We start from the raw sequence: 23,094 nt of genomic DNA on the forward strand, positions 1-23,094 counted from the left end.
CGCCCGGTGAACAGGGGCGCGGCCGCGGGCCGGTCCCGGCCGACGGTCGATCTCACCGAAGGCCCGTCGGGCGGGAGTCACGCCTTCTTCGCGCTGCGCAGCCACATCATCCCGGTGATCGGCAGGATCACCGGGATGAACAGGTAGCCCATGCCGAAGTCGGACCAGACGGTGGCGTCCGTGAACGCCGACGGCTCCACCATCGTCCAGGTCCCCACGACCAGCACGCCCAGGAGTTCGGCGGCGCAGCACACCAGCGCCGACCTGCGCGCCTTCTCACCGCCGCGCACCAGCGAGTACGTGATGAATCCGTACACGAGAGCGGCGACGGCCGACAGCGCATAGGCGAGCGGCGCCCTGCCGAAGTCCAGGATCATCTGGACGATCGAGCGCGAGGCCGCGGCGACGGTGAACACCCCGTAGAACCAGACCAGTACCCGGCCGGGGCCGGTCCCGAGGTCGAAGGGCCGCTTCTCGCCGGTGGCCGCCGCGAGGGCGCGATCGGTGTCGGTCACGGTCAGTTTCCCCAGATGTCGTAGAGCCGTACTTCGAGGACGGCCAGTACGACCGCGCCCGCCGCCACCGTCACCGAACCCCACCGGGTCCGCTCGGTGAGCGACAGGAAACCGGCCGCGGGTACGGCGAGGAAGGCCCCGATCAGATACGCGATGAAGATCGTCATGCCCTGGTCGGGCCGCGCGCCCCCGGACAGCCGCACGATGCCCACCACCAGCTGGGCCAGCGCCAGCAGCGACACCACGGCCATGGCGATGAAGTGCCAGTCCTTGGTCGACTGGTCCCGGTACGCGGCGAATCCGCACCACGCGGCGAGGGCGAGCGCGGTCACGGCGACCGCGACCGTCAGTGCGTCAAGCATGAGGCGAGGGTATTACGGACCAGAGCGTCCTCTGCGTGCGCCCCCGTTCCCGGGGGACACGGAGTGCGGGCGAGGCTCCGGCGCTTGACCGGAAAGGGGTCACCGCCCGCCAGACCCTTCCGGCCGCACCAGTAGTGTCGATGCACATGAAGATCCACGCCCAGGCCCTGCTGTTCGACAACGACGGAACGCTGCTCTCCTCGATCGAGTCGGTGTACCGCTGCTGGACCCGTTGGGCCCAGGAGTACGGGATCACGGCGGAGGACTTCGAGGGTCTCGAACTGCACGGCCGGACCGCCGGCGAGATCGTCGCCGAACTGCTCCCGGCGGACCGGGTCGAGGAGGCCCTGGCGCGTATCGAACAGCTGGAGGTCGAGGACGCCCCCGGTGGAGTCGCGATCCTGCCCGGCACCAAGGAACTGCTCGGTGCGCTGCCGGCACACCGCTGGGCCGTCGTCACCTCCGCCACCCGGTCGCTCGGCCGGGCACGGCTGCGCGAAGTGGGCATCGACTTCCCCCTGATGATCGCCGCCGAGGACGTCACCCGGGGCAAGCCGGATCCCGAGCCCTACCTGCTGGCCGCCGAGCGCCTCGGCGTCGATCCGGCCCGTTGCGTGGTCTTCGAGGACGCCCCGGCCGGACTGCGGGCCGGAAGGGCGGCGGGCATGAAGACCGTGGCCTTGGCCACAACGCACGACCGCTCAGAACTGGTCGCGGATGTAGTCGTTGATGACCTCTCAGCCATATCGGTGCAGGTCACAGCCCAGGGAGTGGAAATCGGGGCGATCGGCTGAGCCGGCTCGCAGCACCATCCACGGCTGTCCGCTATTCGGACAGGAGGATCGGGCGGAACGTTACGTCTGTTTTACTTGGGGCATGACCACGACGAGCAGCCGCACCCTTGCGACCGAGGCGATCACGACGCCCGGTGCTCGTTGTATGTGTCGAATGCGCACCTTCTGAGGGCCCCCGCCCGCTCCTCGCGCCCCGAAGCGAGACCGAGCACGAGCCGTCCGCACCCAGCGGAACGAGCCTGCCCGAGCGCCGCTGCCCCGGCCACATGCCGCCTTCAGCCGTGCCGGGATCCCGCTCGGAACGTCCGATCGAAACGCCCAGAGCGGTCTCATCGGCCGAATGCCCCGTGCCCGGCGGCCACCGCGCCGCGCACTCGACAGTGACGGAAACCCTGTGATCACCACTACGGGCCTCACGAAGGTCTACCAGTCGCACGGCCGTGAGGTCACCGCCCTCGACGGCGTCGACCTGCATGTCCGCGAGGGCGAGGTGTACGGCGTCATAGGACAGAGCGGCGCCGGAAAATCTTCCCTCATCCGCTGCGTCAACCTCCTGGAACGCCCCACCTCGGGCACCGTGACCGTGGCCGGCCAGGACCTCACCGCCCTCGCCGGGCGGGGCCACCGGGCCGGCAAGGAGCTGCGCGAGGCGCGCAGCCGCATCGGCATGGTCTTCCAGCACTTCAACCTGCTGGACTCCCGCAGCGTCCAGCACAACATCGAACTCCCGCTGGAGATCCTCGGCGTCTCCGGCAGGGACCGGGCCCGCAAGGCCCTCGAACTCCTCGACCTGGTCGGACTCGCCGACAAGGCCAAGTCCTACCCGGGTCAGCTCTCCGGCGGTCAGAAGCAGCGCGTCGGCATCGCCCGCGCCCTGGCCGGAGATCCCAAGGTGCTGCTCTCCGACGAGGCGACCTCCGCCCTCGACCCCGAGACCACCCGCTCCATCCTCCAGCTGCTGCGCGACCTCAACCAGCAGCTCGGCCTGACCGTCCTGCTCATCACGCACGAGATGGACGTCGTCAAGACGATCTGCGACTCCGCCGCGCTGATGCGGAAGGGGCGCGTCATCGAGTCGGGCACCGTCGGCGAACTGCTCGCCACCCCGGGCTCAGAACTGGCCCACGAGCTGTTCCCCGTCGGCGGTACGCCCTCCGGCCCCGACCGCACCGTCGTCGACGTCACCTTCCACGGCGAGGCCGCCACCCAGCCGGTGATCTCGCAGCTCTCCCGTACCTACAACATCGACATCTCGATCCTGGGCGCCGCGATGGACACCGTCGGCGGCAAGCAGATCGGCCGGATGCGCATCGAGCTGCCCGGCCGTTTCGAGGAGAACGTCGTCCCCATCGGCTTCCTGCGCGAGCAGGGCCTGCAGGCCGAGGTCGTGGAGCACGACGCCGCCGGTATCCCCGTACAGACCCCCGTCCCGCTCACCAAGGAGGTGGCGAAGTGACCTGGTCCGACATGCAGCCGCTGCTCACCCAGGGGACCATCGACACCCTCTACATGGTGCTCTGGTCCGCCGTCGTCACTGTCCTCGTGGGGCTGCCGCTCGGTGTTCTGCTGGTCCTCACCGACAAGGGCGGACTGCTCCGGAACGCCCCGGTGAACAAGGTCATCGGCGTGATCGTGAACATCGGCCGCTCGCTGCCGTTCATCATCCTGCTGATCGCCCTGATCCCCTTCACCACCTGGGTCGTCGGCACATTCATCGGACCCACGGCGATGATCGTGCCGCTTGCCGTCGGCGCCATCCCGTTCTTCGCACGGCTCGTCGAGACCGCCGTCCGCGAGGTGGACCACGGACTCGTCGAGGCCGTCCAGTCGATGGGCGGATCCATCCCGACGATCGTCCGCAAGGTGCTGCTGCCGCAGGCGCTGCCCTCGCTCGTCTCCGGCGTCACCACGACCGTCATCGTGCTCATCGGCTACTCCGCGATGGCCGGCGCGGTCGGTGGTGAAGGGCTCGGCTCCAAGGCCGTCACCTACGGATACCAGCGCTTCGACAACCGGTTCATGCTCGTCACCGTCGTGCTGCTGATCGTCATCGTGACCGTGATCCAGCTGATCGGCGACGCAGCCGTACGGCTGCTGGCCCGTCGGGGCCGCACCACCACCTGAGACCTTCGCTCCGCCCGAGCCCGCACTCCTTGTCCGGGCGCACCACCACCGAAAGAGGCACTTTTCGTGCGTAAGAACATCAAGATCACCGCAGCTGCCGCCGCCACCGCCGCACTGGCCTTCGGCCTCACCGCCTGCGGCACGTCGTCCGACCCGGCCTCCAAGAGCGACGCCGGCGCCAAGGCCGACACCTCCAAGGCGCTCGTCGTCGCGGCGTCCCCGACGCCGCACGCCGACATCCTGATCTTCGTCAAGAAGAACCTGGCGGCGAAGGCGGGCCTCAAGCTGGAGATCAAGGAGTTCACGGACTACGTCCTGCCGAACACGGCCACCGAGACCGGCCAGGTCGACGCCAACTTCTTCCAGCACCAGCCCTACCTCGACGACTTCAACAAGAAGAACAACACCCACCTCGTCTCCGTCGGCACGGTCCACCTGGAGCCCCTCGGCCTCTACTCCAAGAAGCTCAAGGCCGTCGGCGACATCAAGTCCGGCCAGACCATCGCGGTGCCCAACGACACCACCAACGAGGGCCGCGCCCTCCAGCTGCTCGCCGAGAAGGGGCTGATCACCCTCAAGGCCGGTGTCGGCACCGACGCCAAGCTCAGCGACATCACCGACAAGAAGGGCCTGCAGTTCAAGGAGCTGGAGGCCGCGACCGTGCCGCGCGCCCTGAACGACGTGGATGCCGCCGTCATCAACGGAAACTACGCCATCGAGGCCAAGCTCAAGCCCTCCAAGGACGCCCTGGCGCTGGAGAAGGCCGACGGCAACCCGTATGCCAACATCATCGCCGTGAAGCAGGGCAACGAGAAGGACGCCCGTGTCGAGAAGCTCGTGAAGCTCCTCCACTCCGACGAGGTCAAGAAGTTCATCGAGGACACCTACCAGGGCTCCGTCATCCCGGCCTTCGGTACCGCCAAGTCCTGACACCCGCGCGGCACTTGTCCGAAGAGCCCCGCGCACCCCACCAGGGGGCGCGGGGCTCCGCCGTACGGACCCGCCCATGCACGACACGGGTCCCATGTTGCATGCTGTGCCTTTACACGGTCTTCGGCATGGAGCTGCGCATGACTTCCACCTTTCCGGACATCTCCATCAGCACGGATCGGTTGGTGCTGCGCCCCTTCGACATGGCGGACGTTCCCGCGTACATCGAGATGATGAACGACGAACTCGTCACCGCCTGGACCGAGGCCCCCCACCCCTACACCCAGGTCGACGCCGAACGCTGGGTCCGCAGGATCGCTCCCGCCCAGCGCACCACCGGTGACGGCATCGTGTTCGCCGTCACCGAGTTCCTCACCCAGCGGCTCGTCGGCTCGGTCCGGCTGCGCAACACCGACTGGCGCACCCTGGCCACCGAGGCCGCGTACATCACCGCCCCCTGGGCACGCGGAGAGGGATACGCCACCGAGTCGGTCCTCGCGCTGGCCCAGTGGCTCTTCCGCGACCAGGGCTTCGAACGCATCGAACTGCGCACCGCCGCCGACAACACCGCCTCCCAGCAGGTCGCCCAGAAGCTCGGCTGCATCAGCGAGGGAGTCCTGCGCAACGCCCGCATAGCGCGCACCCGGACGGAGGACGGGGGCTGGACCGACATCAGGACCGACCTGATCGTCTGGGGCCTGCTCCCCGAGGACCTGGAAGGGGTCGCCGAGCAGCTCGCCGACGCGGGCGGCTACGGCGCCTACAACGACTGGAACTGACCCCCCGAGGGGTCCCGGCGCCGTACGGGTGCGGACCGGGTACTCTCACCCTGCCCGCCCCTCACGGGCAGCCCCACCTGCGACAACTCCAGGAGACTGACGACAGATGGCCGATCGGGTCACCGTGATCGGCTGGGACGGCTCGCCACTGACCGGAGCGGCCACGGCCGCCCTCTCGGCCGCCACGCTCGTCGCCGGAGCCGCCCACCACCTCGCGCTCCCCGAAATCCCGGCGCACGCCGAACGGATCCGCCTGGGCTCCATCGACCTCGCCGCCCGACGGATCGCCGGACACCGCGGCAGCGCCGTGGTCCTCGCCGACGGAGACCCCGGCTTCTTCGGCGTCGTACGCAACCTCCGCGCACCCGAGCACGGCCTCGAAGTCGAGGTGGTGCCCGCCGTGTCCTCCGTCGCCACCGCCTTCGCCCGCGCCGGAATGCCGTGGGAGGACGCCCAGGTCGTCGTCGCCCACCCCCGCACGCTGCGTCGCGCCGTCAACGTCTGCCGCGCCCACCACAAGGTCGCTGTCCTCACCTCGCCCGGCGCGGGCCCGGCCGAACTGGCCCTCCTCCTCGAAGGCGTCCACCGCACCTTCGTCATCTGCGAGGAACTCGGCACCGCACGCGAGCAGGTCAGCGTCGTCACCTCCGACAAGGCCGCCGACCACGTCTGGCGCGACCCGAACGTGGTCGTCGTCATCGGCGGTGGCCCCGAACCACAGGCCACCGGTGCCTGGATCGCCGGCCGCCATCCCGCCTACCCCCGTGGCGCACGTGGCTGGGCACTGCCCTCCCAGGCCTACCTGGGCGGCGCCACGGGCGCCGGGGACGAGAGCGGCGAAGGCGAGTCCCCGGGGCTGCGCGCCGCCCAACTGGCGAGCCTCGGCCCCCGTGTCGGCGACCTCGTGTGGGACATCGGCTCCGGCAGCGGGGCCCTGGCAGTGGAGGCCGCCCGCTTCGGGGCGGCGGTCCTGGCGGTCGACAGCGATCCGGCCGCGTGCGCCCGCACCGCGGCGGCGGCCCGCTCCTTCGGGGTCCAGCTCCAGGTCGTCGAGGGCCGGGCACCGCATGTGCTGGAGCGGCTGCCGGAGCCCGACGTCGTGCGGATCGGGGGCGGGGGAGTCCCCGTCGTCACCGCCGTCACCGAACGCCGGCCGGAGCGCATCGTGACCCATGCGTCGACGCGCGACGAGGCCGAGGCCCTCGGCGCGGCACTTTCAGGGAACGGATACACCGTCCGGTGCTCGCTCCTCCAGTCCGTCGAACTCGACACGGCCGCATGGTCGGAGCGTGAACGCTCGGTCGTCTTCCTGCTCTCCGCGCTCCGTTTCGACCTCGCCCCGTGACCCGGTCGGAATACAGCGCGAGGTAGGCTGGCCGATCGTTGCACCGCGGCTGGACGTTCGTCGCTTCGTTCGTCAATGTCCGGAAAAGGGGACCGTTTTGGCCCTCGTTGTGGTACGGCAGAACCGGGGGACGCGCGACGTGGCGCAGTCCACAACGGGCCGTGGCGAAATGAGCTGCCGCGGCGGCGAACGGCCGCGAGAATGCAGTACGTCCGCGACCGTTTCGTGCCGCGCGGCGCGCCCGCTCGTTCTTGTTGACGAGCGCCGGCGTGCCGTGGTCGGGCGTCCCGGGCGAAGGGCCGAAGGAGCACTGACGATGGGCGAGGGGTACGCATGAGTGACACCGGCCAGATCCCGGTTGAGGGACTGCCGGAGAACGCAGGCATGGTGGAGCAGCCGGGCATCGCCGCCCCGGATGCCTACGCCTACCTCGCTCCCTCCGAGCAGGTGTCCGAGGACGACGATCTCCTGCTGATGCCGAGCCCCCAGGGTGCCTGGAGCGACCCGCAGGCGGTACCGGCCCCCGGCCAGTACCCCGAGGGCGCTCCCGCCCAGGCACCGCTCCCCGAACAGGGCGCCCATCAGGTCCGGCACCCGGCACAGGCTGCCCACTTCCAGCCGGTCGGCGAGGCTCCCGCGCAGCCACAGGGACCCGTGCAGGTTCAGGTGCAGGAACCGGTTCAGGTGCAGGTCGCGGACGCGTACGCCGCGCAGCAGGCGGTGGCGGAGTCCCTGCCCGGGACAGGTCAGGGAACGCACGAGTCCGGCGGCCGCGACTCCGGTTCGGTCGACCTGAGGGGCGTACGCATCCCGTCGCCCACCCCGGCTCCCACCCCGGCTCCCGCCCCGGCGGCGCAGACCCAGGCCCCGGCGCGTCGACCGCTGCACCGCGGCCCGGTCGCTGCCGACGGCGGGCCGTCCTACGGAGGGGCGCCGACCGGCGGTGTCGTCCGTTCGCTCGCCGACCGGGGACCCGCGGGCGCGCCTCAGGCGCAGGCCCAGCCCCAGGCCCCCGTGCGGCATGCCGGCCCGCCCACGGCCGGACCCGAGTACTTCGGGACGCCGGGCGACGAGGCGACCGTACTGCCCGGCCCGCAGCTCGGTGAGATCCTGCCGCAGGGCGGGAGCCCCTGGGGGGCCCCGGCGCCGGAGCCGGTCGTCACCCCGGTCGAGGCGGAACCGGCCGCCCCGGAACAGGTCGCCCCGGAACCGGCCACCCCGGAACAGGTCGCCGCCGAGCCGGCTGTCGAGCCGGCCCCCGTGGCGCAGCCCGTTCAGGCCGCTCCGGCCGTGGCGCCGGAGGCCGTGAGCGCTCCGTCGGCGGCCGATGAGGCAGCGTCCGTCGTGGAGCCCCCGGCCGAGAGCCCTGTCGACGTTCCGGTGGGGGACTCCTCCGGAACGGAGGCCGAGGCTTCCGTCGAGCTTGCGGCACCGGCAGTCGCCGAGGCGCCTGTGGAAGCCGTGGCAGCGGTGGTGGCCGAGGCGCCGACCGAGGCCGAGGCCGAGGCCGTGACCGGGACGCCTGTCGAAGCCGCTGCCGCCGCGCTGACGGACGACGCGGCGCACGAGGTCGCGCAGGCCGCTCCCACCGGCGGGTTCGAACCCGTGGAGGGTTCGGTGCCGACGGCCCCGCACCAGGCTCCGACGCCCGCCGTGGAGCAGGCCGTGGAAGCAGAGCCCGAGCGCGTGCCGATCGTCATGGAGCCCGTCCAGCCCGCCGCACCCGAGGCCGTCGCTCCCGTCGAGGCCGTCGCATCCGCCGAAGCCTCCGAGCCGATTCCCGCGCCCGTCCCCGTACCCGTCCCGCAGGCCGATCTTCCGGCGGTCGCCGAGCCGGCAGCCGAACCCGGGCCCGAGGTAATCGAGACCCCGGACGTCACGGCCCCCGTCGGCGACGCGGAGTCCGCGCAGGCCGCCCAGGTGGAATCCGTGCAGCCCGAGGCACACCCCGAGCCCCAGCCCGAGCCCCGGCCCGGTGCCGAGGAAGCGGAGGCTCCCGAGGCGGCCGGGTCCGAGGAGACCACGGCCCCCGCCCCGCCGCCCGCTCCCGGCTACGACGACGCCGAACGCGAGGCGGTGCTGCGGGTCATGCGCGAGCGCCGCGACATCCGCAACGGCTTCCGCAGCGACCCGATCCCGCACGAGGTCCTGCTCCGCGTCCTCGAAGCCGCCCACACGGCACCCAGCGTCGGCCACTCGCAGCCCTGGGACTTCGTCGTCATCCGCTCGGCAGAGACCCGCCGTTCCATGCACGAACTGGCGCAGCGTCAACGCGACGCCTACGCCAAGTCGCTGCCCAAGGGCCGGGCCAAGCAGTTCAAGGAACTGAAGATCGAGGCCATCCTCGACACCCCGGTCAACATCGTCGTCACCGCCGACCCCACTCGCGGCGGCCGCCACACCCTCGGCCGGCACACCCAGCCGCAGATGGCCCCGTACTCCTCGGCGCTCGCCGTCGAGAACCTCTGGCTCGCCGCCCGCGCGGAAGGACTCGGCGTCGGCTGGGTCAGCTTCTTCGACGAGCGCGAGATGGTCCGCGCCCTCGGCCTGCCCGAACACCTCGAAGTCGTCGCGTACCTGTGTGTCGGCTACGTCGACGAATTCCCCGAGGAGCCCGAGCTGATGCAGGCGGGATGGTCCAAGCGCCGTCCGCTGTCCTGGGTCGTCCACGAGGAGACGTACGGCCGCCGGGCCCTGCCCGGGGAGGAGCCGCACGACCTGCTGCAGGAGACCATCTCCAACATCCGCCCGCTGGACGCCAAGGCACTCGGCGAGGCGTGGGAGCGCCAGAAGCGGATGACCAAGCCCGCCGGCGCACTCGGCATGCTGGAGATCATCTCCGCGCAGCTGTCGGGTCTGTCCCGGCTGTGCCCGCCGCCTATCCCGGAGCCCGCGGCCGTCGCGATCTTCGCGGGTGACCACGGCGTGCACGCCCAGGGCGTCACCGCCTGGCCGCAGGAGGTCACCGGCCAGATGGTCGCCAACTTCCTCGGTGGCGGCGCGGTCTGCAACGCGTTCGCGGCCCAGGTGGGCGCCGAGGTGTGCGTGGTGGACGTCGGGGTGGCCATGGAACTGCCCGCGACGCCCGGTCTCCTCCCCCGCAAGGTGCGCGCCGGGACGGCCGACTTCACGACCGGTCCGGCCCTCACCCGCGAAGAGGTCCTCGCGGCCGTCGAGGTCGGGATCGAGACCGCCCGCGATCTGGTCGCGGCAGGCAACAAGGGCCTGCTCACCGGTGAGATGGGCATCGCCAACACCACCGCGTCGGCTGCGCTGATCTGCGTGTACACGGGCCTGGACCCGGCCGAGGTGACCGGTCGCGGTACCGGCATCAACGACGAGATGCACGCCCGCAAGGTCGATGTGGTCCGCCGGGCCCTCGAACTCCACCAGCCCGACCCGGCCGATCCGATCGGGGTTCTGGCAGCGGTCGGCGGCCTCGAACACGCGGCGATGGCCGGCTTCCTGCTGGGCGGTGCCTCGCTCCGCACCCCCGTCATCCTCGACGGCGTGAGCGCGGGCGCCGCGGCCCTGGTCGCGCGAGCCATCGCCCCCGAGGCGCTCGCCGCCTGCATCGCGGGCCACCGCAGCGCCGAGCCCGGCCATGTCGCCGCGCTCAACAAGCTGGGCCTGCGCCCGCTGGTCGACCTCGACCTCCGGCTCGGTGAAGGCACGGGAGCGTTGCTGGCACTGCCGATCGTGCAGAGCGCGGCGCGGGCGATGCACGAGGTGGCGACGTTCGACTCGGCGGGTGTCACGGAGAAGTAGCGGGGTCGCGAACAAGCTCCGACGGCGTTCGGGACGCGGGGTACGGCCGAGGTCCCGGTCGGGGGCGGTGGCGGGCAGGGCAACAGGCACGCCACCGCCCCTCCCCGCTCCGCCACACGCCCCCACTACCTCCGCACGCCACCCCGTATCGTGGACCCAGCCCCACGAACTCGCACGTCACAGCCGCTCCACCGCCGCAGCGGCCCGCACCCCGCACCTCACGAGGAGCCGCACCGCCATGGCCGAGCACGCAGATCACGTCGATCACCCTGCGTACCCCGTCGGACTGCGTCTCAGCGGCCGCCGTGTCGTCGTGGTCGGCGGGGGCCAGGTCGCCCAGCGCCGCCTCCCCGCGCTCATCGCGGCGGGCGCCGACATCGTCCTCGTATCGCCGGGCGCGACCCCCTCCGTCGAGGCGATGGCCGACGCCGGCGAGATCCGCTGGGAACGCCGTCCGTACGCCGAAGGCGACCTGGCCGACACGTGGTACGCACTCATCGCTTCCGACGACACCGCGGCGAACGACGCCGCCTCCGCCGAGGCCGAGCGCACCCGCACCTGGTGCGTCCGCAGCGACAACGCCGACGCCGCCACCGCCCTCACCCCGGCCACCGGCCGCAGTGAGGGCATGACCGTCGCCGTCCTCACCACCGACACCCACGGCCGCGACCCGCGCCACAGCGCCGCCGTCCGTGACGCCATCGTCGAGGGCCTGCGCGACGGGACCCTCGCCGCACCCCACCACCGCACCCGGACCCCCGGTGTCGCCCTGGTCGGCGGTGGGCCCGGCGACCCCGACCTGATCACGGTGCGCGGGCGCCGCCTCCTCGCCGAGGCCGACGTCGTCATCGCCGACCGCCTCGGCCCGCGCGACCTGCTCGACGAACTCCCGCCGCACGTCGAGGTGATCGACGCGGCGAAGATCCCGTACGGCCGCTACATGGCCCAGGAGGCGATCAACCGGGCGCTCATCGAGCACGCCAAGGCGGGCAGGACCGTCGTGCGGCTCAAGGGCGGCGACCCGTTCGTCTTCGGCCGAGGCATGGAGGAGGCCCAGGCGCTCGCCGCGGAGGGCATCGCCTGCACCGTCGTTCCCGGCATCTCCAGCTCCATCTCCGTGCCGGGCGCGGCCGGAATCCCCGTCACCCACCGTGGTGTGGCTCATGAGTTCACCGTGGTGAGCGGCCATGTGGCCCCCGACGACGACCGCTCGCTGGTCGACTGGCCCTCCCTCGCCAAGCTGCGCGGCACCCTCGTGCTCCTGATGGCCGTCGACAAGATCGGTGCCATCGCCCGTACCCTCATCGCCCACGGCAAGGCCCCCGGGACCCCGGTCGCCCTGGTCCAGGAGGGCACCACGGCGGCCCAGCGCAGGGTCGACGCCACGCTCGCGACCGTCGCCGAACGGGCCGCGGCCGAAGACGTGCGTCCCCCGGCCGTCATCGTCATCGGCGATGTCGTCGCGGTCGGCACGAGCGCCGCTGCGGTGCCCGCCGAATAGCCGGCACGAGCGCTTTCCCCACCCCGACGAGTAACCAGCGGTAACAGATCTTCCTCCCAGCCGTTGGCACCACACACCGGACAAGGCAGTATCAAACCGTGGCTGATCTCATCACCGTCGACGATCCCGACGACCCCCGCCTGAGCGACTACACCGGACTGACCGACGTCGAACTCCGACGCAGGAGAGAGCCCGCCGAGGGCCTCTTCATCGCCGAGGGCGAGAAGGTGATCAGACGCGCCAGGCACGCCGGTTACGAGATGCGGTCGATGCTGCTCTCGGCGAAGTGGATCGATCTGATGCGCGACGTCATCGACGAGGTCCCGGCCCCGGTGTACGCGGTCAGCCCCGAACTCGCCGAACGCGTCACCGGCTACCACGTCCACCGCGGTGCCCTCGCCTCGATGCAGCGCAAGCCGCTGCCGACCGCCGACGAACTGCTGGCGACGACCCGCCGGGTGGTCGTCATGGAGGCCGTCAACGACCACACCAACATCGGGGCGATCTTCCGCAGCGCCGCCGCCCTCGGCATGGACGCCGTGCTGCTCTCCCCGGACTGCGCGGACCCGCTCTACCGGCGTTCCGTGAAGGTCTCGATGGGCGCGGTCTTCTCCGTCCCCTACGCCCGTCTCGACACCTGGCCCAAGGCTCTGGAGACGGTACGGGAAGCGGGCTTCGAGCTTCTCGCGCTGACCCCGGACGAAAAGGCCAGCAGTATCGACGAGGCGGCACCGCACCGGATGGACAAGGTGGCGCTGATGCTCGGTGCCGAGGGCGACGGGCTCTCCACGCAGGCCCTGGTCGCCGCCGACGAATGGGTCCGCATCCCGATGGCGCACGGCGTCGACTCGCTGAACGTGGGAGCGGCCGCCGCGGTCGCGTTCTACGCCGTGGCATCGGGCCGCCCGCAGGGCTGACCGCGGAGCCGGCCGGCTACTGCACCCGCGGGCTCCGCGTCGTCTCGCTCTGGTCCTGCGTCTGTGACTGGGGCTGCTTCACGGGCTGCGTCCGGCCCGTGCCCAGACCGCGGGCCGGTCCCTGGCATCCCTGTGCCGCCGCGATGCCCAGCGCCACCAGCAGCGTCACCACGACGAAGACGACGAGCCGCTGCCGCAGCAGCCGCGGATTTGCCGGACGACGCCCCGTCGAGGTCTTGCGGGCCCCGGGCCGCGTTCCCGGTCGGCCGTTCGTCCTGTTCGTGCCCTGCGGGCGCGTGCCGGACCGCGTGGTGCTGCGCGGGGGCTGGTGCGTGTGATGCGGCGCGGGGCGTGAACCACCGGTACCGGGCGACCCCGCCCGCGACGACGTGGCCTGCCGGCCGCTCTGAGGTTGCTTCTGCTTCTGCTGACGGGGTGCCGGGGGAGCCGTGCGCCGGGTGTGCTGCTCGGTGTACGGGCCGTCGAGACGGTCGGTCGGCCGGTCCAGCTCCTGTGCCGAACGCTGGACGGGCGGGCGCCTCTCGTGCAGTCCCTGCGCCTCCCTCGCGGCGATCTCCTTGAGCCGCATGGAGAGTTGAAGCGTGCTCGGCCGCTCCTCGGGGTCCTTCGCCAGGCAGGCGCTCACCAGCGGTGCGAGCGCGTCGTGCACGTCGTACAACTGCGGTTCCTCGTGCACCACTCGGTACAGCATCACCTCGGAACTGCCGTGCCCGAAAGGTGAGTCGGCCATCGCCGCGTAGGCCAGCGTGGCACCGAGCGAGAACACGTCCGTCGCGGGCGTCACCGCCGCGCCGCGCACCTGCTCGGGAGCGAGGAATCCGGGCGAACCCACTGCCGTACCGACATGGGTGAGCGTCGAGGCGCCGGTCGCCCAGGCGATCCCGAAGTCGATGATCCTGGGGCCCTTGGGGGAGAGGAGGATGTTCGACGGCTTGAGGTCGCGGTGGACGACACCGGCCTCGTGCACCGCCACCAGGCCCTCGGAGAGCGCCGCCCCGATCAAGGCCACCTCGGCCGCCGACAGCGGACCCTCCTCGGCCACCTTGTCGTGCAACGACGGCCCCGGGACGTACTGCGTGGCGAACCACGGGCGGTCCGCCTCCAGGTCCGCGGCCACCAGACGCGCCGTGCAGCCGCCGCGGATCCGCCGCGCGGCGGACACCTCGCGCGCGAACCGCGAGCGGAACTCCTGGTCCTCCGCCAGATCCGGCCGGATCACCTTCAGGGCCACCCGCTGGCCCCGCCGGTCGGAACCGAGATAGACGACACCCATGCCGCCCGCCCCGAGCCGCCGGTGCAGCCTGAACGAGCCGACGACACGCGGGTCCTCGCGCCGGAGCCGCATCATCGCCATGTCTGCCCATCCCCGCTGCCTGGTACGCCTGACGAGGCACAGCTTACGTACCCGGCGCCCGGGGCGCTCAGAGGCCGCGCCCTCGCCCGCCGACCGATTGTCGCTGCGCGGCCCGGTCCATGACGGGGAGTCGGGGCGGGCCCCTCTCCAAGACCCCGTGGCGGCCGGTCCCAAAGCGGTTGCGGGGGCAGGAGGTTGGCCGCTCGCGGGCGGCGGGCCCGGCGGGCGTGCGACCTCGCCGATCGCGGCTGCGCAGCCGGGGCCGGGGGCGGGAAGGCGGGGCGCGGGCGAGTGAGTGAAGTCACGGCGGCCCGCGGCTCCGCGGGAACGCGGTCGTCACCCCGCCCGGACGGATGTCTGGACGGGGGGACGACGGAAAACCAGCACATCGACGCCCATCCGTTCGAGCAGTTCCGCCAGGGCCCGGATCAGCCGGTGCCGGGCCGCGACGGGTGGGAGGCTGAGGGCGCCCCTTCCGGGAAGACCCCGGTACGAGGCGGCCGGTCTCCACCCAGGGGAGTACGTCGACTACCCACGGCTCATCCTCCGGGAGGCCCGGCAATCGGTACGCGGGCATGACGTCGTACGTCTCCCGCTTCCCTAATGTTGAGGTCAAGCGGCGGGCGCAGCACTCGTCCCCCGAGGTCACACGCCCGCCGCCCCACATCGAGTCAGGAGAGGAACCATGGCGGACACGGCAACGCGGACCATGATCCGCACGCGGGGACGCAGGTTCCAGGCGTCGTTCGGCAACCGCCCGTCGTCCGGAACGCGGCACCCGCTGGTGGCGACGGCGATGGTTCTTCCTCTGGCGGCCCTGCTCGTAGTCGTCTTCGGCGGCTGGGACGCAGTGGTCACGCAGGCGTCGTCCGTGGGCGTGATGCTGGGGCGCTGAGCGGCGCCCCGGGTCCGGAAGAGCGGTCCGGACCGGGACATCCGGCCAACAACCCCGTGGGGACGGGGGTGCGGCGGACGGCAGCGTTTGTCCGGTCAGCTGGGGAGCTGACCGGACATCGCGCTGTCCGGGGCTCTTTTCACGGCAAACCCGACGTCCCCGCAGCCCATGGATCCCACGCCGCCCACGCTTTGCGTGGCGCCCGCACTGTCCACGCCGTCCAGGGGCTGCGTGGTGTCCACGGCTTGCGCTCCGCCTCGTTCGCTCGTGGGCGGACCCGTCGCGGATCGAGCCCGCCCGTACTCTCGTGGAGGCCCGACACGGAAGCCGGGCCGCAGCCCGCACCTGTTCGCCACCGAGGGAGACCGTGACCACCGCAGTCGTACGCGTGCTCGGCGCCCTCGCCCATCGGGCCGCCCACGGACGCCCCGAGCACCCCTGCGACTGCCCGCCCCCGGCGGTGCTCGCCGACCGCGCGGACGGCACCGTGGTCCGCAGCGGAGCCGTCGTCGCCAAGGCCCATGCCCCCGACGCGGACAGCGCCGACCTGCCTGCCCGCCTCGCCCTCGCGAACGAACCGCTCCTCGCCGGTATCCTGCTCGCCCCGCTGCCGTCGTCCACCCCACCGGCCGATGCGGTGGAGCCGTCCGCCGCACCCGCCGCACCACCCGCGCCTTCCACCGTCCTGCACGGCCGCGCAGTCACGCTGTGGCCCCATGGCGAGCCGGTCGATCCCGGCGACCCCGACGCCGCTCCCTGGCAGGAGGCCGCCGTGTTGCTGGCCGCACTGCACCGGACCCCGCCCCCGCCCTCCCTCGCCCTTCCGCCCATGCGGGGCCCCGCCAAGGCCGCGCTCGCCGTCGCCCGCATGCGCGCCGCCCGGCCCGGCGACCCGGCCACCGCTCCCGTGCTCGAAGCCTGGCACCGACTGCCCCCCTGGGCCCGCGGCGAAGCCGACACGCCCCCGCACCGCTCGCGCTTCCTCTGCCACGGTGATTTCCACCTCGGGCAGCTCGTCCGTCACCCCGCGCCACGCGGCCCCTGGCTGCTCATCGACGTCGACGACGCCGGCCTCGGCGATCCCGCCTGGGACCTCGCCCGCCCCGCCGCCTGGTACGCGGCCGGGCTGCTGCCCCCCGACGTCTGGCTCCGCTTCCTGGACTCCTACCGGGCGGCGGGTGGGCCCGCCGTGCGCGCCGACGGCGACGTCTGGCCCGAACTGGACGCGCCCGCCCGGACCCTGACCATTCAGACCGCGGCGCTGGCACTCGCCAAGTCCGCGGCCCAGGGGCGAGCTCCGGATGAGGTGGAGCGCACGGTGATCGATGCCTGTGCCCGAATCGCCGCCCTCCCGCCCGAGTTGGCCGCCGAGCACTCGTCGTAGGCTGAACCGACCGTCGGCGGGCACGCATTCCGGCGACGGCGAACCGAAGGCGAGGAGTGAGCCGAACCATGCAGTGTCCCAAGTGCCACGCGCAGATGCACACGTACAACCGCAACGGCATACAGATCGAACAGTGCAGCGGCTGCCGGGGGATCTTCCTCGACTACGGCGAGCTGGAGACCCTGACCCGTCTCGAGGCGCAGTGGACCCAGCAGGCCCCGCCTGTGCCGCCCGCCCCGCAGGCGTACCCGGCCGCCCCGGCTCCGGCCTGGGGTGCCCCGCAGCACCATGGCGGCCACCACGGCGGTCACTACCGGCACAAGAGCTTCGGTCACATGCTCTTCTCGTCCTGACCGGCCCGACACCGGTGAGCGCCCGATCTCGGGCCCGGCTGTCCTTCGTCCGGGCCCGAGATGCGTTCCGTGGCGCAGTTGCTCACCGGTACGGGCCGCGCAACGAAGAAGCCCCGGTCGTCGAGACGACCGGGGCTTTTGCTGGTGCGCGATACTGGGATTGAACCAGTGACCTCTTCCGTGTCAGGGAAGCGCTCTCCCGCTGAGCTAATCGCGCAGGGTGAGCCTGCGTGTACTGCGTGCGCGATACTGGGATTGAACCAGTGACCTCTTCCGTGTCAGGGAAGCGCTCTCCCGCTGAGCTAATCGCGCGGGGATCCTTGTGGATCAGTGGACGATACTGGGATTGAACCAGTGACCTCTTCCGTGTCAGGGAAGCGCTCTCCCGCTGAGCTAATCGTCCTTGGAGGTGGAGACGGGATTTGAACCCGTGTAGACGGCTTTGCAGGCCGTTGCCTCGCCTCTCGGCCACTCCACCAGGAGTGAGGGTTCGGGAAGATCCCCCACTTTCTGCGAGCGGACGACCAGGTTCGAACTGGCGACCTCAACCTTGGCAAGGTTGCGCTCTACCAACTGAGCTACGTCCGCTTGTCTTTCCCGGTCTGCTTGCGCGTCCCGGCGACGTGTTGAACTCTAGCGGATTCCCGGGCCAGTACAAAAACGCGTTTGTGCAGCGTGCTGAGGTGCGTTCGCCCCGGCGCAGGTCATCCGGCGCCGTCCTAGACTCAACGGCGTGCACGACCTCGCTCCAATGGCCCGCTTCGGCGGCCTCGTCGCCTCCGATCTCCAGGACGTGACCAGTGATCCCGCAGCCCTCGACTCGTCCGGCTTCTGGGTCGTATCCGCCGATTTCGAGGGCCGCCTCGTCTGCGCGCGTTTCGGCACCGTACGCACCGAGGCGGTGCCCGCCCCGGTGCGCGGCGCCTGGCGCGGGCCCGCGGCCGGTGACTGGAACTCGTCCCTGGACCGTGCCGCGTACACGGAGGGCGTACGGCGGATCCGCGCGTACATCGCGGCGGGCGAGGTCTATCAGGCCAACCTCTGCCGGGTGATGACCGCGGAGCTGCCCGATCCGGCCGCCGCGGACGTGGACGCGCTGACCTCGCTGCTCGCGCGCGGCAACCCCGCTCCGTACGCGGGAACGATCCGGCTGCCCGCGCACGGCGTGGAGATCGCCACCGCGTCTCCCGAACTGTTCCTGAGGCGCGACGGCCGGACCGTCGAGTCCGGACCGATCAAGGGCACCGGACGGACCGAGCGCGATCTGCTGGAGAAGGACCACGCCGAGAACGTGATGATCGTCGACCTGGTCCGCAACGACCTCGGTCGGGTCTGCGCCACCGGATCGGTCACGGTCCCCGACCTCTGCGTGGTGGAGAAGCACCCCGGCCTCGTCCACCTCGTCTCCACCGTGCGCGGAGAGCTTGCCGAGGGAGTCGGCTGGCCCGAACTCCTCGCTGCCGCGTTTCCGCCGGGCTCCGTCACCGGGGCACCGAAGTCCAGCGCGCTCCGGATCATCGAAGAGCTGGAGACCGCGCCGCGGGGGCCCTACTGCGGCGGTATCGGCTGGGTCGACGCCGACCGCCGCACCGCCTCCGTGGCCGTCGGCATACGGACGTTCTGGATCGACCGGACCGGGGCCACCCCGGTACTGCGCTTCGGCACCGGGGCAGGCATCACCTGGGGCTCCGATCCGGAGCGCGAATGGGACGAGACCGAACTCAAGGCGTCCCGGCTGCTCGCTGTGGCGTCGGGCACTCACGAAGCAATGGGAAGGACGGCGTGATGAGGATTTGGGTCAACGGCGAACTGCGGGACGCCGACGACGCCCGGGTGTCCGTGCTCGACCACGGGCTCACCGTGGGGGACGGCATCTTCGAGACGGTCAAGACCGTCGACGGCAGGCCCTTCGCCCTCACCCGCCATCTCGACCGGCTGACCCGCTCGGCCCGGGGCCTGGGTCTCCCCGAGCCCGACCTCGACGAGGTGCGCCGCGCCTGCTCCGTCGTCGTGGAGGCCAACCCGATGGCGCTCGGCCGGCTGCGCATCACCTATACGGGAGGACTCTCCCCGCTCGGCTCCGACCGCGGGGACGCGGGTCCCGGCCTCGTCGTCGCCCTGGGGGAGGCGGGGCGCCGCCCCGACGCCACCGCCGTGATCACCGTCCCCTGGACGCGCAACGAACGCAGTGCGCTCGCGGGGCTGAAGACCACCTCGTACGCCGAGAACGTCGTCGCTCTTGCCCGCGCCCATGAGCAGGGCGCGTCGGAGGCCCTCTTCGCCAACACGGTCGGGCGGCTCTGCGAAGGCACCGGGTCCAATGTCTTCGTCGTGCTCGACGGACAACTGCACACCCCACCGGTCGCCTCCGGCTGCCTCGCCGGGATCACCCGCGCGCTGGCCGCGGAGTGGACAGGGGCTCAGGAGACCGACCTGCCGTTCGATGTCCTCGAACGGGCCGAGGAGATCTTCCTGACCTCCACGCTGCGCGACGTGCAGGCCGTCCACCGGGTGGACGACCGGGTGCTGCCCGGCGGACCGGGACCGGTGACGGCCAAGGCCATGCGGATCTTCGAGGAGCAGGCCGGGAACGACCTCGACCCGTAGGACGTGCACCTCGGATCGGTAAAACCGGGTGACGGGCCCGGGATCCACGGATAGAACGTTTGCGATGACCACGACCCTCCGGCCCACCGGGCCGATCCAGCAAGGCGCCGACGGCGCGAAGAGCCGCGCGTACGACGTGTGCGACAACGGGCGCCCCGTCGGCGCCGTCGAGATCGGCACGGATCCGAGGTTCGGCGCGAAGGCCGGTGAGCTCCGCTCCCTGAGCATCGACGAGCGGAGCCGGCGGCGAGGCCGTGGCACCATCGCCGCGCTCGCCGCCGAAGAGGTGCTGCGTGAATGGGGATGCGACCAGGTGTCCCTCTCGGCACCGGCGGGCAACGAGGGAGCCCGGCGGCTGGTCGCCGCGCTCGGCTACACCGAACGCAGCCGGAACCTGCTCAAGCACCTCGACCGGACGGCTCCGGAGCTCCCGGACGGTGTCGACGCCCGCCCGATGAGCGCCGAGGAGTTCGCGCAATGGCAGCGCACCAGTGTCGACACGTACGCGCAGTCCTGGATCGACCAGGGCGTCCCCATCGAACAGGCCCTGCAGAAGTCCCGGTCCGACCACGCCCGTAACTTGCCGAACGGCATCGACACCGCGGGCATGCGTTTCCATGTGCTGGTCGTCGAGGGTGCGGTCGTCGGCCACGTGTGGGTGGCGGTGCACGAAGGCAGCCCGGGCGAAATGACTGGCTTCGTCTTCGACGTCGAGGTGGGCGAGGAGTACCGGGGGCGCGGCCATGGACGTGCCCTGATGCGGCAGGCCGAGCGCATCACGCTGGACGCGGGTGCCCATCTCCTCGGGCTCCACGTCTTCGCGTCCAACACACCGGCCCTGCGGCTGTACGAGTCGCTCGGATACCGGACGACTCGGTACAACCTGACCAAAATGCTGTAGGGCGTTCGGGCGCGGCCCCGTTCGTCCCGGGCCCCGACGGCTCAGTCCCGCTCGGCGAGCAGCCGGTCGGCGATCTCCTCGATGCGCTCGCGCAGCCCGTCCTGGCTCCTGCCGCCGTCCAGCCGCTCGTCACCGATCACATAGGTCGGCGTGCCGGTGACCCCGATCGCCTTGCCCTCGGCCTGGTCGGCATCGACGATCAGCATGTGGCGGCCGTCGATCAGAGCGGTGTCCATCTCCTCCGCGTCCAGGCCGAGTTCCCGTGCCACCTCGATCAGGAGCGGTTCACCGGCGCGGCCGAGGTCGGCGGTGCGGGCGAGAACCGCCTCGATGTACGGCCAGCCCTTGCCCTGTTCCGCCGCCTCCTCGGCCGCCTGCGCGGCGGCGTAGGCATGCTTGTGCTTCTCCAGCGGGAAGTGCCGCAGCCGCACCTCGATGCGGTCCCCGTATGTGGCCCGCAGGGCGTGCACATCGGTGAGGGCCTGGTGGCAGTCGGGGCACTGGAGCTCGCACCAGAGGTCGAGGACGACAGGGGTCGCGGGGGTGGAATCGCTCATGCGGTCAGTCTCCCAGGGCTCCTCCCCGCGTCCCAATCGGCACCCGGTCCTGTTCCGGCCCGGGGTGACCGCAGTGCGGCCGTATCGGCACCTGGGGATGATCCCGGCCCTGAAATGTCCCTGATGTGGGCCGGGACCGTGGCCGCTCGACCGGTGGGCGGTGCAGGATGGAAGGGACGTTTCCCCTTGCGCCCTGGAGGCCCTGATGCTTGCCGAGACCATCTGCTCCGCGGTGTCCGCGGCGGGCCTGGGCATCGCCGCCGTCGCCGCGTACCGGAAGCGCTTCCTCGCCGCGGCCCGGATCGCCGCCTACTCCCTGGTCCCGATCGGCCTGGTGCTCACCGGGGTCGTGGACTGGGTCGTCGGCATCGCCTTCAAGCCCAGCGTCTGGCTCGGCTTCGGGCTGCTGGCCGTGGCCTGGCTGCTGTTCATGACCACGCGTGCGATCGAGCGCCGCGGCCTCGGAACCCGCAAGGAGCGCAAGGCCGCCGCGCGCGCGGCGCAGGGCGGAGCCGTCGCTCCCGCGGCTTCGGCGCCCTCCCTGGGGTCCGGACTCCCGGCGACCCGGACGCAGCCGGGCGCGACGGTGAAGCCGGAGCGGGCCGCCGCGTCGGGCGACGACTTCAGCGACATCGAGGCCATCCTGAAGAAGCACGGCATCTGATCCCTGCCCCCGCCCTCTCGGGGCGGGGGTACGCGTACCTTTGGTGGTGAATCGATTCATGGATCACCTTGACGACGTCCGGGGGTGCAGCTAGCGTCCCGAGGTCGGATTGAAACAATTCATTGTGCAGTGCTGACACCCGGGCGGCGGACCGGGACGACCGGGCTCCGCGCAACGGCGTCCGTAGGATGGTGCGACGCCGCGGACCCGTGCGGCAGAGGGCATCGGTGGGGCAGGGCAAGTGGCGCGTGTGGCAGGGATCAAGGATGTGGCCCGGCAGGCCGGAGTCTCCGTGGGCACCGTGTCCAACGTGATCAACCGGCCCGAGGCGGTGCTGCCGGAGACCCGCGCCAGGGTGCTGGCGGCCATCGAGGAACTCGGGTACGTCCGCAGCGAGTCGGCCCGGCAGCTCAGGGCGGGCCGCAGTCGGATCATGGCCCTGCTCGTCCTCGACATGGGCAACCCGTTCTTCGTCGACGTGGCCCGTGGCGCCGAGCGTGCCGCCCGTGCGGCCGGCCTCGGTGTCATGGTCTGCAACAGCGACCAGAGTCCGGCGGAGGAGGCCGAATACCTCGGACTCTTCGCTGAACAGCGGGTGTGCGGCGTGCTGGTCACCCCGGCCGACGCGACCGGCCGCAACCTGGAGACGTTCAGCCGCCACCGCATCCCCTACGTGCTGGTGGACCGGGTGGCATCGGGCACGGGGACCTGCGCGGTCTCCGTCGACGATGTACGCGGGGGCGCTCTCGCCGTCGGTCATCTGGTCTCGGCCGGGCACCGCTCGGTGGCCTACGTCAGCGGACCCGGTGACCTCCATCAGATCAAGGACCGGCGCGAGGGTGCCCTGTCGGCGCTGACCGACGCCGGAATGCCGCCCGAAGCACTCGTCGAGATCCCCTCCGACCGCCTGGACGTGGCCGCCGGCCGCGATGCCGGGGCCCGGCTGCTCGGTCTCGTCCCCCGGCCGACCGCGGTGTTCTGTGCCAACGACCTGCTCGCCCTCGGCGTGCTGCAGGCCCTGTACGCGGCGGGCGTGCGCGTGCCGCACGACATCGCCATCGTCGGCTACGACGACATCGAATTCGCCGCAGCCGCCGCCGTACCGCTCACCTCGGTCCGCCAGCCGGCGGTCGTGATGGGCCGGATGGCCGCGGAACTCCTGCTGGAGGAAGCGGACGACGAGGACGGAACCCACGAGCATCGCAGCGTGGTGCTCCAGCCGGAGCTCGTGGTGCGCGCCTCCAGCGCGGCGCCACGCTGAGACCGGGGCTCGTCGGCTTCGCCCCCGCTCGCGCCGTTCCGGTCCAACTCCGCGCCCATGGA

At 71.6% G+C, this 23,094-nt stretch carries 21 protein-coding genes and 5 tRNA genes; 17 read left to right on the top strand and 9 right to left on the bottom strand.

Annotated features, from left to right (window positions below; all coding sequences use genetic code 11):
* Positions 1–77: 77 nt before the first annotated feature.
* Together ACF1B9_RS26330 and ACF1B9_RS26335 are read right to left on the bottom strand one after the other, a co-directional pair.
* The gene (locus tag ACF1B9_RS26330) at positions 78–515 is read right to left on the bottom strand and encodes a hypothetical protein (protein ID WP_391740234.1); all 438 of its coding nucleotides are present in this window, start codon (positions 513–515) and stop codon (positions 78–80) included.
* A gap of 2 nt (positions 516–517) precedes the next feature.
* On the bottom strand, positions 518–877 hold the full coding sequence (locus ACF1B9_RS26335; protein WP_391740233.1) for a hypothetical protein: 360 nt from the start codon (positions 875–877) through the stop codon (positions 518–520).
* 146 nt (positions 878–1,023) lie between these two features.
* Between ACF1B9_RS26335 and ACF1B9_RS26340 the strand changes: the two genes are divergently transcribed.
* The 9 genes from ACF1B9_RS26340 to ACF1B9_RS26380 all read left to right on the top strand — a co-directional run bounded on the left by ACF1B9_RS26340 (position 1,024) and on the right by ACF1B9_RS26380 (position 13,035).
* A complete protein-coding gene (locus ACF1B9_RS26340; RefSeq protein WP_391740232.1) occupies positions 1,024–1,671 on the top strand; it encodes an HAD family hydrolase in 648 nt (215 codons plus the stop codon).
* A gap of 394 nt (positions 1,672–2,065) precedes the next feature.
* Complete coding sequence (locus tag ACF1B9_RS26345) at positions 2,066–3,127, top strand: methionine ABC transporter ATP-binding protein (protein WP_391740231.1); 1,062 nt, start codon at positions 2,066–2,068, stop codon at positions 3,125–3,127.
* Entirely contained in the window at positions 3,124–3,795 is a 672-nt protein-coding gene (locus ACF1B9_RS26350) for a methionine ABC transporter permease (protein WP_376280451.1), read from the top strand. Before ACF1B9_RS26345 ends, ACF1B9_RS26350 begins: the two co-directional genes overlap by 4 nt.
* A gap of 66 nt (positions 3,796–3,861) precedes the next feature.
* Complete coding sequence (locus ACF1B9_RS26355) at positions 3,862–4,725, top strand: MetQ/NlpA family ABC transporter substrate-binding protein (RefSeq protein ID WP_391740230.1); 864 nt, start codon at positions 3,862–3,864, stop codon at positions 4,723–4,725.
* 101 nt (positions 4,726–4,826) lie between these two features.
* A complete protein-coding gene (locus tag ACF1B9_RS26360; protein WP_391740229.1) occupies positions 4,827–5,504 on the top strand; it encodes a GNAT family N-acetyltransferase in 678 nt (225 codons plus the stop codon).
* A 106-nt stretch (positions 5,505–5,610) separates the two neighbouring features.
* Positions 5,611–6,849 carry a precorrin-6y C5,15-methyltransferase (decarboxylating) subunit CbiE gene (gene cbiE, locus ACF1B9_RS26365; RefSeq protein WP_391740228.1) on the top strand — a complete coding sequence of 413 codons (1,239 nt, stop codon included), beginning with the start codon at positions 5,611–5,613 and terminating at the stop codon, positions 6,847–6,849.
* Between the two features lie 333 nt (positions 6,850–7,182).
* Positions 7,183–10,617 (top strand): nicotinate-nucleotide--dimethylbenzimidazole phosphoribosyltransferase, encoded by a 3,435-nt coding sequence (gene cobT / locus ACF1B9_RS26370; RefSeq protein WP_391740227.1) that lies wholly within the window; start codon positions 7,183–7,185, stop codon positions 10,615–10,617.
* 238 nt (positions 10,618–10,855) lie between these two features.
* On the top strand, positions 10,856–12,118 hold the full coding sequence (gene cobA, locus ACF1B9_RS26375; RefSeq protein WP_391740226.1) for a uroporphyrinogen-III C-methyltransferase: 1,263 nt from the start codon (positions 10,856–10,858) through the stop codon (positions 12,116–12,118).
* Positions 12,119–12,216: 98 nt separating this feature from the next.
* Positions 12,217–13,035: a TrmH family RNA methyltransferase gene (locus tag ACF1B9_RS26380; protein ID WP_376218141.1), complete on the top strand. Its 819-nt coding sequence runs from the start codon at positions 12,217–12,219 to the stop codon at positions 13,033–13,035.
* 16 nt (positions 13,036–13,051) lie between these two features.
* On the opposite strand, the gene ACF1B9_RS26385 is transcribed toward ACF1B9_RS26380, so the two are convergent.
* Positions 13,052–14,410: a serine/threonine-protein kinase gene (locus ACF1B9_RS26385; RefSeq protein WP_391740225.1), complete on the bottom strand. Its 1,359-nt coding sequence runs from the start codon at positions 14,408–14,410 to the stop codon at positions 13,052–13,054.
* 685 nt (positions 14,411–15,095) lie between these two features.
* Here ACF1B9_RS26385 and ACF1B9_RS26390 point away from each other — a divergent pair.
* The 3 genes from ACF1B9_RS26390 (at position 15,096) to ACF1B9_RS26400 (ending at position 17,042) form a co-directional block, all read left to right on the top strand.
* Complete coding sequence (locus ACF1B9_RS26390) at positions 15,096–15,305, top strand: hypothetical protein (protein WP_351074270.1); 210 nt, start codon at positions 15,096–15,098, stop codon at positions 15,303–15,305.
* A gap of 367 nt (positions 15,306–15,672) precedes the next feature.
* Entirely contained in the window at positions 15,673–16,689 is a 1,017-nt protein-coding gene (locus ACF1B9_RS26395; RefSeq protein ID WP_391740224.1) for a phosphotransferase family protein, read from the top strand.
* A 68-nt stretch (positions 16,690–16,757) separates the two neighbouring features.
* Positions 16,758–17,042 (top strand): zf-TFIIB domain-containing protein, encoded by a 285-nt coding sequence (locus ACF1B9_RS26400; protein WP_391740223.1) that lies wholly within the window; start codon positions 16,758–16,760, stop codon positions 17,040–17,042.
* A gap of 142 nt (positions 17,043–17,184) precedes the next feature.
* Here ACF1B9_RS26400 and ACF1B9_RS26405 read toward each other — a convergent pair.
* From ACF1B9_RS26405 to ACF1B9_RS26425, 5 genes are all read right to left on the bottom strand, one after another.
* Positions 17,185–17,259: transfer RNA gene (locus ACF1B9_RS26405), tRNA-Val, on the bottom strand.
* 23 nt (positions 17,260–17,282) lie between these two features.
* Positions 17,283–17,354 (bottom strand) — tRNA-Val (locus ACF1B9_RS26410).
* 19 nt (positions 17,355–17,373) lie between these two features.
* A tRNA-Val gene (locus tag ACF1B9_RS26415) sits at positions 17,374–17,445 on the bottom strand.
* 1 nt (position 17,446) lies between these two features.
* Positions 17,447–17,520, bottom strand: a tRNA-Cys gene (locus tag ACF1B9_RS26420).
* A gap of 37 nt (positions 17,521–17,557) precedes the next feature.
* A tRNA-Gly gene (locus ACF1B9_RS26425) sits at positions 17,558–17,630 on the bottom strand.
* A 163-nt stretch (positions 17,631–17,793) separates the two neighbouring features.
* Here ACF1B9_RS26425 and ACF1B9_RS26430 point away from each other — a divergent pair.
* From ACF1B9_RS26430 to ACF1B9_RS26440, 3 genes are all read left to right on the top strand, one after another.
* A complete protein-coding gene (locus ACF1B9_RS26430) occupies positions 17,794–18,828 on the top strand; it encodes a chorismate-binding protein (RefSeq protein ID WP_391740440.1) in 1,035 nt (344 codons plus the stop codon).
* Complete coding sequence (locus tag ACF1B9_RS26435) at positions 18,828–19,649, top strand: aminotransferase class IV (protein WP_391740222.1); 822 nt, start codon at positions 18,828–18,830, stop codon at positions 19,647–19,649. The genes ACF1B9_RS26430 and ACF1B9_RS26435 overlap by 1 nt, the downstream gene beginning before the upstream one ends.
* Positions 19,650–19,713: 64 nt before the next feature.
* Entirely contained in the window at positions 19,714–20,550 is an 837-nt protein-coding gene (locus tag ACF1B9_RS26440; RefSeq protein WP_391740221.1) for a GNAT family N-acetyltransferase, read from the top strand.
* Positions 20,551–20,591: 41 nt separating this feature from the next.
* Here ACF1B9_RS26440 and ACF1B9_RS26445 read toward each other — a convergent pair whose 3' ends face one another.
* Positions 20,592–21,107 (bottom strand): DsbA family protein, encoded by a 516-nt coding sequence (locus ACF1B9_RS26445; protein ID WP_391740220.1) that lies wholly within the window; start codon positions 21,105–21,107, stop codon positions 20,592–20,594.
* Positions 21,108–21,312: 205 nt separating this feature from the next.
* Here ACF1B9_RS26445 and ACF1B9_RS26450 point away from each other — a divergent pair, with 205 nt between their 5' ends.
* Both ACF1B9_RS26450 and ACF1B9_RS26455 read left to right on the top strand, forming a co-directional pair.
* Positions 21,313–21,771 (top strand): hypothetical protein, encoded by a 459-nt coding sequence (locus ACF1B9_RS26450; protein ID WP_391740219.1) that lies wholly within the window; start codon positions 21,313–21,315, stop codon positions 21,769–21,771.
* A 241-nt stretch (positions 21,772–22,012) separates the two neighbouring features.
* Positions 22,013–23,032, top strand: a complete 1,020-nt coding sequence (locus tag ACF1B9_RS26455; protein ID WP_391740218.1) for a LacI family DNA-binding transcriptional regulator — start codon at positions 22,013–22,015, stop codon at positions 23,030–23,032.
* The last annotated feature ends 62 nt before the right edge of the window (positions 23,033–23,094 follow it).

Source organism: Streptomyces sp. NPDC014727 (assembly GCF_043083485.1).
GTDB lineage: Bacteria > Actinomycetota > Actinomycetes > Streptomycetales > Streptomycetaceae > Streptomyces.